This is a genomic window from Nocardioides sp. NPDC057767 (assembly GCF_042798275.1).
Classification (GTDB): domain Bacteria; phylum Actinomycetota; class Actinomycetes; order Propionibacteriales; family Nocardioidaceae; genus Nocardioides.
In genome coordinates, this window is record NZ_JBHVKJ010000042.1 from 43,170 (window position 1) to 49,765 (window position 6,596).

7 protein-coding genes are annotated in these 6,596 nt (G+C 70.0%); 1 reads left to right on the forward strand and 6 read right to left on the reverse strand.

Annotated features, from left to right (window positions below; genetic code table 11):
• Window positions 1–7 precede the first annotated feature (7 nt).
• On the reverse strand, window positions 8–958 hold the full coding sequence (locus tag ACFVDI_RS20530; RefSeq protein WP_378909246.1) for a neutral zinc metallopeptidase: 951 nt from the start codon (window positions 956–958) through the stop codon (window positions 8–10).
• Between the two features lie 223 nt (window positions 959–1,181).
• Here ACFVDI_RS20530 and ACFVDI_RS20535 point away from each other — a divergent pair, with 223 nt between their 5' ends.
• Window positions 1,182–2,780: an ABC-F family ATP-binding cassette domain-containing protein gene (locus tag ACFVDI_RS20535; RefSeq protein WP_378909249.1), complete on the forward strand. Its 1,599-nt coding sequence runs from the start codon at window positions 1,182–1,184 to the stop codon at window positions 2,778–2,780.
• A gap of 13 nt (window positions 2,781–2,793) precedes the next feature.
• Here ACFVDI_RS20535 and ACFVDI_RS20540 read toward each other — a convergent pair whose 3' ends face one another.
• From ACFVDI_RS20540 to ACFVDI_RS20560, 5 genes are all read right to left on the reverse strand, one after another.
• On the reverse strand, window positions 2,794–4,026 hold the full coding sequence (locus tag ACFVDI_RS20540; RefSeq protein WP_378909252.1) for a hypothetical protein: 1,233 nt from the start codon (window positions 4,024–4,026) through the stop codon (window positions 2,794–2,796).
• Between the two features lie 32 nt (window positions 4,027–4,058).
• Window positions 4,059–4,643 carry an ATP/GTP-binding protein gene (locus ACFVDI_RS20545; protein WP_378909253.1) on the reverse strand — a complete coding sequence of 195 codons (585 nt, stop codon included), beginning with the start codon at window positions 4,641–4,643 and terminating at the stop codon, window positions 4,059–4,061.
• Entirely contained in the window at window positions 4,624–4,983 is a 360-nt protein-coding gene (locus ACFVDI_RS20550; protein ID WP_378909254.1) for a DUF742 domain-containing protein, read from the reverse strand. Before ACFVDI_RS20550 ends, ACFVDI_RS20545 begins: the two co-directional genes overlap by 20 nt.
• 4 nt (window positions 4,984–4,987) lie before the next feature.
• Entirely contained in the window at window positions 4,988–5,374 is a 387-nt protein-coding gene (locus ACFVDI_RS20555) for a roadblock/LC7 domain-containing protein (RefSeq protein ID WP_008357073.1), read from the reverse strand.
• On the reverse strand, window positions 5,364–6,596 hold a 1,233-nt coding region (locus tag ACFVDI_RS20560), incomplete at its 5' end, for an ATP-binding protein (protein ID WP_378909258.1). The genes ACFVDI_RS20560 and ACFVDI_RS20555, both read right to left, overlap by 11 nt.

Below are 6,596 nucleotides of genomic sequence, written 5' to 3' on the forward strand. Positions count from 1 at the left end.
GCGGGGCCTACGGCCTGTCGAGATCCCGCGCCTTGAACGTGTCGCACCCGGCGATCGAGTCGGGCGTGGTCATGCCCTTCCGGAACCACGCGATCCGCTGCTCGGAGGAGCCGTGGGTGTACTGCGAGGTGTCCACGCGGCCGGTGGTCCGGGACTGGATGTGGTCGTCGCCGACGGTCTTGGCGGCATCGATGCCCTCGGTGATGTCCTGGTCGGTGATGTCTTCGACGAATCCGTCGTTCTCGGCGGCGGCCGTCCACATGCCGGCGTAGCAGTCGGCCTGGAGCTCCAGGCGGACCGCGTCGGAGTCGGGGCCCTGCTGGGTGCGGACCTGGCCCATGGTGCCGAGCAGGTTCTGGATGTGGTGGCCGTACTCGTGGGCGAGCACGTAGGCGCGTACGAAGGTGGTGTCCTGACCACCGAGCTGCTCGAAGATCGAGTCGAAGAACGTCGGGTCGAGGTAGATGGTCTCGTCGGCCGGGCAGTAGAACGGGCCGACGGAGCTCGAGGCCGCGCCGCAGCCGCCGGTCTGGACCTGGTCGGCGAAGATCACCACGGACTGCTCGGGGCGGAACCGGGAGGTGAGGTCGGGCTGGGAGTCCCAGTAGCCCGTCATCGAGTTCTCCAGAGCCACGAAGGCGCAGTTCTCGTCGGTGTTGGCGTCCTCGCCGGTCCGGCAGGACCCGAAGTCGCCGGTGTCGCCGCCCTCGGCCGCCTCGAGCCCGCCGAAGGTGCCGGTGCCGACCGAGGTCGAGCCGCCGTCGCCGAGCACCTGCGGGCCGACGCCGGTGCACTGGGTGATGAGGAAGAAGACCAGCAGCACGATGACCGTGCCGATGCCACCGCCGGCCTTGCCTCCGGGAATCGGGATCCTGGCACCCCCGCCACCGAACCCGCCACCGCCACCGCCGCCGGAGGTCCGGCTGGTGTCGAGTCTGGCCTTCGGGTTGAACCGCATCTTGTCCCCCTGGAGGTGCTGATGTGTGGAGCCGAGTGCCCCGCCCATACACTAGTGGTCTGTCTCGTGAGGGGCTGCGCGCTACGCGCGCCCATGGCGCACGCCTCGCTGCGTTGGCGCCGCTCGGAAGACAGCCCGGTATGCCGTCGCGTCGCCGCCTTGCGAGCCATACACCCTGAACACGCCTAGCACCGAGCCCCTCACGAGACAGACCACGACTGCGATGATCACTGCCCATGACCTAGAAGTCCGCGTCGGCGCCAGACTTTTGATGGAGAACGTCACTTTCCGAGTCGGACCCGGCGACAAGGTCGGGCTCGTGGGCCGTAACGGCGCTGGGAAGACGACCCTGACGAAGGTGCTCGCCGGCGACCATCTGCCTGCCTCCGGAACGGTGTCCAACACCGGCGAGATCGGCTACCTGCCCCAGGACCCGCGGGTCGGCGACCCCGAGGTGATCGCCAAGGACCGCATCCTGTCCGCGCGCGGGCTCGACGATGCCGTACGCCGCATGCGCATCGCCGAGGAGGAGATGGGCTCCGAGGATCCGAACCTGCGCGAGAAGGCGATGAAGCGCTACCAGCGCGCTCACGACGAGCTCGACGCGGGCGGTGGCTACGCGGCCGAGACCGAGGCCCTGCAGATCGCCCAGTCGCTGGGCATCCCCGACCGGATCATGACCCAGCCCCTCAAGACGCTCTCCGGTGGTCAGCGCCGCCGGGTGGAGCTCGCGCGGATCCTGTTCTCCAGCGCCGAGGTGCTGATCCTCGACGAGCCGACCAACCACCTCGACGCCGACTCGATCATCTGGCTGCGCGACTGGATGAAGTCCTACAAGGGCGGCTTCATCGTGATCTCCCACGACAACGACCTGCTCGCCCAGACGGTCAACAAGGTCTTCCACCTCGACGCCAACCGCGAGGTGATCGACATCTACAACATGCCGTGGAAGCAGTACCTGACCCAGCGGGAGACCGACGAGGCCCGGCGCAAGCGCGAGCTGATGAACGCGCAGAACAAGGCCAAGACGCTCACCGACCAGGCCAACAAGATGCGGGCCAAGGCCACCAAGGCGACCGCGGCCCAGCAGATGCTCAAGCGCGCCGAGAAGCTGATGGAGGGCGTCGAGGGCGAGCGTCAGCAGGAGAAGGTCGCGGCGATCAAGTTCCCCTCGCCCGCGCCGTCCGGCAAGACCCCGCTCACCGCCAACGACCTGTCGAAGTCCTACGGCGCCCTCGAGGTCTTCACGGCCGTCGATCTGGCGATCGACCGGGGGACCCGGGTGGTCATCCTCGGGCTCAACGGCGCCGGGAAGACCACGATGCTGCGCATCCTGGCCGGGGTCGACGAGCCCGACACCGGTCGCGTGGTGCCCGGTCATGGCCTCAAGGTCGGCTACTACGCCCAGGAGCACGAGACGCTCGACACCAAGCGGTCGGTGCTGGAGAACATGCAGTCCGCGGCGCCTCAGCTCACCGACACCGAGGCCCGCACCGTGCTGGGTGCGTTCCTCTTCACCGGTGACGACGTGCACAAGCCCGCCGGGGTGCTCTCCGGCGGGGAGAAGACCCGGCTGGCGCTGGCCTCCCTGGTCGTCTCCGCGGCCAACGTGCTCCTGCTCGACGAGCCCACCAACAACCTCGACCCGGCCTCCCGTGAGGAGGTGCTCAACGCGATCCGCCGCTACGAGGGCGCGATCGTGCTGGTCACCCACGACGAGGGCGCCGTGCACGCGTTGGAGCCCGACAAGGTGCTCATCCTCCCCGACGGCGTCGAGGACCTGTGGAACGAGGAGTACGCCGACCTGGTCTCGCTCGCCTGAGGCCGAGTCGGCATCAGGCGAGGGTGCGGACGAACGTCACCGGCATCGAGGTCGGGTAGCGGTAGGAGAGCGAGTCGGTGTTGCGCTCGACCTGGTCGGCCGGCACCGCGAGGGAGACCTCGGGAAGGCGCTCCAGCACGGTGCGTACGGCTGCCTGGACGATGATCGTGCCGGGCCGCTGGGCGGGGCAGGAGTGCGGGCCGGCGCTCCACGACATGTGGGCCCGGTTGCCGATCTCGACCCACGGGTCGCCGCCGGTCATCAGCGGGTCGAGGTTGGCCGCGGCGATGCACGGCACCACCGCGTCGCCCTTGCGGATCAGCTGACCGCCGAGCTCGACGTCGCGCAGCGCGAAGCGCGGGGTGATGTTGTAGCAGGGCGGGTCGCGCCACATCACCTCCTCGATCGCCTGGTCGACGCCGAGGCGACCGCCGCGCAGGCGGCCCGCGAAGCGCTCGTCGGAGAGCATCAGCAGGAGCGTCTGGGTGATCGTCGCGATGGTCAGCTCGTTGCCGGCGATGATCATCACGATCATCGCCTCCATGACCTCGTTGTCGTCCCACAGACCGGGGTCGTCGATGAGGTGCGAGGTGAGGTCGTCGCGAGGATCCATCCGGCGCCTGGCGATGTGGTCCACGATCTCGACGGCGAGCTCGATGACGCCCTCCTGGGCGAGCTGCCCGCCCCCGAGGACCTTGTGCGCGGCCTTGCGCATCGAGTCGCCGACCTCCGGGCCCATGCCGAACATCGCGGCGACCGAGAGGAGCGGGATCAGGACGGCGTAGTCCTGGACCAGGTCGGCCTCGCCGCGCTCGAGCATGTCGTCGACGAGGTCGTTGCAGATGCCGCGTACCTGCGCGGCGTAGCCGTGCTCGTCGACCCGGGAGAGGGCACGGTCGACCGGTGAGCGCAGCCGCCGGCGCAGCTCGCCGTCGTTGTGGAAGGAGTTCTGTCGGGTCGTCACGAAGGGGTAGATCGGCATGTCCGGCAGGATCTTGCCCTCCTGCACCGCGCTCCAGGTGTCGCCGTTGCGGGAGAAGACCTCCTCGTTACGGATGACCTCGCTGAACTCGGCGTAGCCCATCGCGAACCAGAGACGTACGCCGGGGGAGAGCTCGCCCGGAGCCACCGGACCCCACTCGGCCCGGAGCTGCTCGTGCACCTCCCGCGCCCGTGGCCCGACGGTGTCGGGCGCCTGGACGAGGTCGGTGAGGTCGGCGAGACGTACGGTGCGGGTGGCGCTCATCGCGGGGCCTGTCGTCTGGGTCTGGTTGCGGGTCAGTGGGTCTTGAGAGCGTGGCGCACGAGAGCGGCGAGCGCTCGGACGCAGGCGTTGCGGTTCTTGGCGTTGCACACCACGATCGGGGTCTCGTCGTCGAGGTCGAGCGCCGCGCGGATCTGGTCGGGCTCGTAGTTCGGCGCGCCCGGGAACTGGTTGATCGCGACGACGAACGGCAGGGACGTACGCGTCTCGAGCTGGTCCAGCACCTCGAAGGAGTCTTCGACGCGGCGGGTGTCGACCAGGACCAGGGCGCCGGCGGCTCCCTCGGCGAGGCCGGACCACAGGTCCCAGAAGCGGCGCTGCCCGGGGGTGCCGAACAGGTAGAGCGCGATCTCGTCGGTCAGCGTGATCCGGCCGAAGTCCATCGCGACGGTGGTCGTCGACTTCTCCGGTGTGGCCTCGACCTCGTCGATCCCCTCGCTGGCCTGGGTGATCGACTCCTCGGTGCTGAGCGGCTCGATCTCGCTGACCGAGCCGATCAGGGTGGTCTTGCCGACCCCGAAGGAGCCGACCACGAGGATCTTGACCGACTCGACGACCGTCGGTGCCAGGTAGTGGTTGTCAGAGGTGGTTGAGAGCATGCAGCACCTTCTGGAGGGTTTCGCGGGAGGGGCCGGCGGCGGTGTCGCTGTCGGGGCGCACGCCGATCAGGCCGGCGTCGATCATGTCCGAGGCGATCACCGCGAGCACGCTGACCGGCTGGCCGAGATGGACGGCCATCTCCGCCATCGAGATCACGCCGAGGCACTGGGAGAGGACCTCGCGCTCCTGGCGGCCCACCGATGCAGGGGTGGCCGACGGGCTGGTGTGGCCGACCAGGAGCGTCGCCGGGGTGAGCCGGTGGGTCGGGCGGACGCGACCGCCGGTCCGGACGTAGGACCGGATCGGGTGGTCGACGTAGTCGTCAGGCGCGTCGGGCATCGGCTCAGATCGAACGTCTCGGGGTGCTCATCGCGCGCTCCCCGATCATCAGGACGGTCGCCTGCATCTGCTGGGCGACCAGCGCCGGGTCGATGCTCATCTCGGTGACCACCGCGAGCCGGGATCCGTCGCCGGCGCCACGGATGAACAGGAAGCCGCCGTTGAACTCGACCATCACCTGACGGGGGTGGGCGTCGACGCCGAACTGACGGCTGATCCCGTGACCGAGCGAGGTCAGCCCGGCGCACGCCGCGGCCAGCTTGTCGGCCTCCTCGCGCGGGGTGTGGCTCGTGCGGACCCGGACGAGCCCGTCGGCGGAGAGGACCACGACATGACGTACGCCGCGTACTCCCGCGACCAGCTCCAGCATCCAGCTGTTCTCATCGGTCATGGTTCCTCCAGTGGTTCTCGGGTGCGGAATCGGTCTCCGCGGCGATGCTGCCGTCCTTGGGATCGACGGCCTGGTGTGGGATGGGCCTGCTGGCAGCGGGCGTGGCCGGAGTGCTGAGGAAGCTGCTCATCCACGCGCCCGCCTGCTCGGCGGTCGGCTCGGGGCGTGGTGGGACGACCCGGCTCACCGGTTGCTGTCCGGTCGCGAAGCGCTGGCCGCGCTTCGAGCGGCGCTGGGGCAGCCCGTCGGAGGTGAACAGCGACGGTTCCTGCTTCTCCTGGCCGGCAAGGGGATCGGGCGCCTTCGCGGCAGCGTAGACCGGCCAGGCCGGCGTCTGTGACGCGGGAGCGGAGGCCGGGGTACGCGGCTCCGGCTCGACGGCCGTGGGGCTCAGCGGGGTGGTCATCGACTCGGGAACGAGCACGGCGACCCGCAGGCCGCCGTGGACCGACTCGGTCAGATCGACCCGGAAGCCGTGGCGGCGCACGTAGGTGCCGACGACCGCGAGGCCGGTCTGCGGGATCTCGCCGAGGTCGTGCAGGCGCACCTGACGGGTGCCCGAGGCGATCTCGCGCATCCAGGCGAGGTTGGTCTCGTCCATGCCGACGCCCGCGTCGTCGATCTCGAGGGCCGCCCCGCGGCGTACGGAACGGATCGTGACCAGTACCTCGGTCGCCGGCGGCGAGGACTGGGTCGCGTTGGCGAGCAGCTCGGCGACGAGATGGATCAGCGGCTCGACGTACGCGCCCTGGACCGCCACCGGAGGGTCGCCCTCCACCCGCACCCGCCGGTAGGCCGTGATCCTTCCCGCAGCGCCGCGGACGACGTCCGCGATCGCCAGCGGGTCACGCCAGTGCTGCCCGGGCTGCTCCCCGCACAGCGTGGCGATGCTCTGCGCCAGCCGCGCCTGCTGCGCCGCCGCGTGGTCGACCCGCATCCCCGCCTCGAGCACGTCCGGCTCGGCCGGGAACTTGGCCACCATCCGCGTCGACTCCTCCTGGATCCGGTGCGCGGACGCCTGCACCTTGCGCGACAGCGACAGCACCGCCACCCGCATCCCGGCCTCGCCACCCCGTCCGGCCGCTCCAGCCGAGACGTCACGTACGTCGGCCGAGACGTCACTGGGGTCGATCGAGGTGTCACCTACGTCGGCCGAGACGTCACTCGCGTCGGCCGAGACGTCAGTCGGTGCCCCCTCGGGCCACCCCGCGGACGCGTCCGC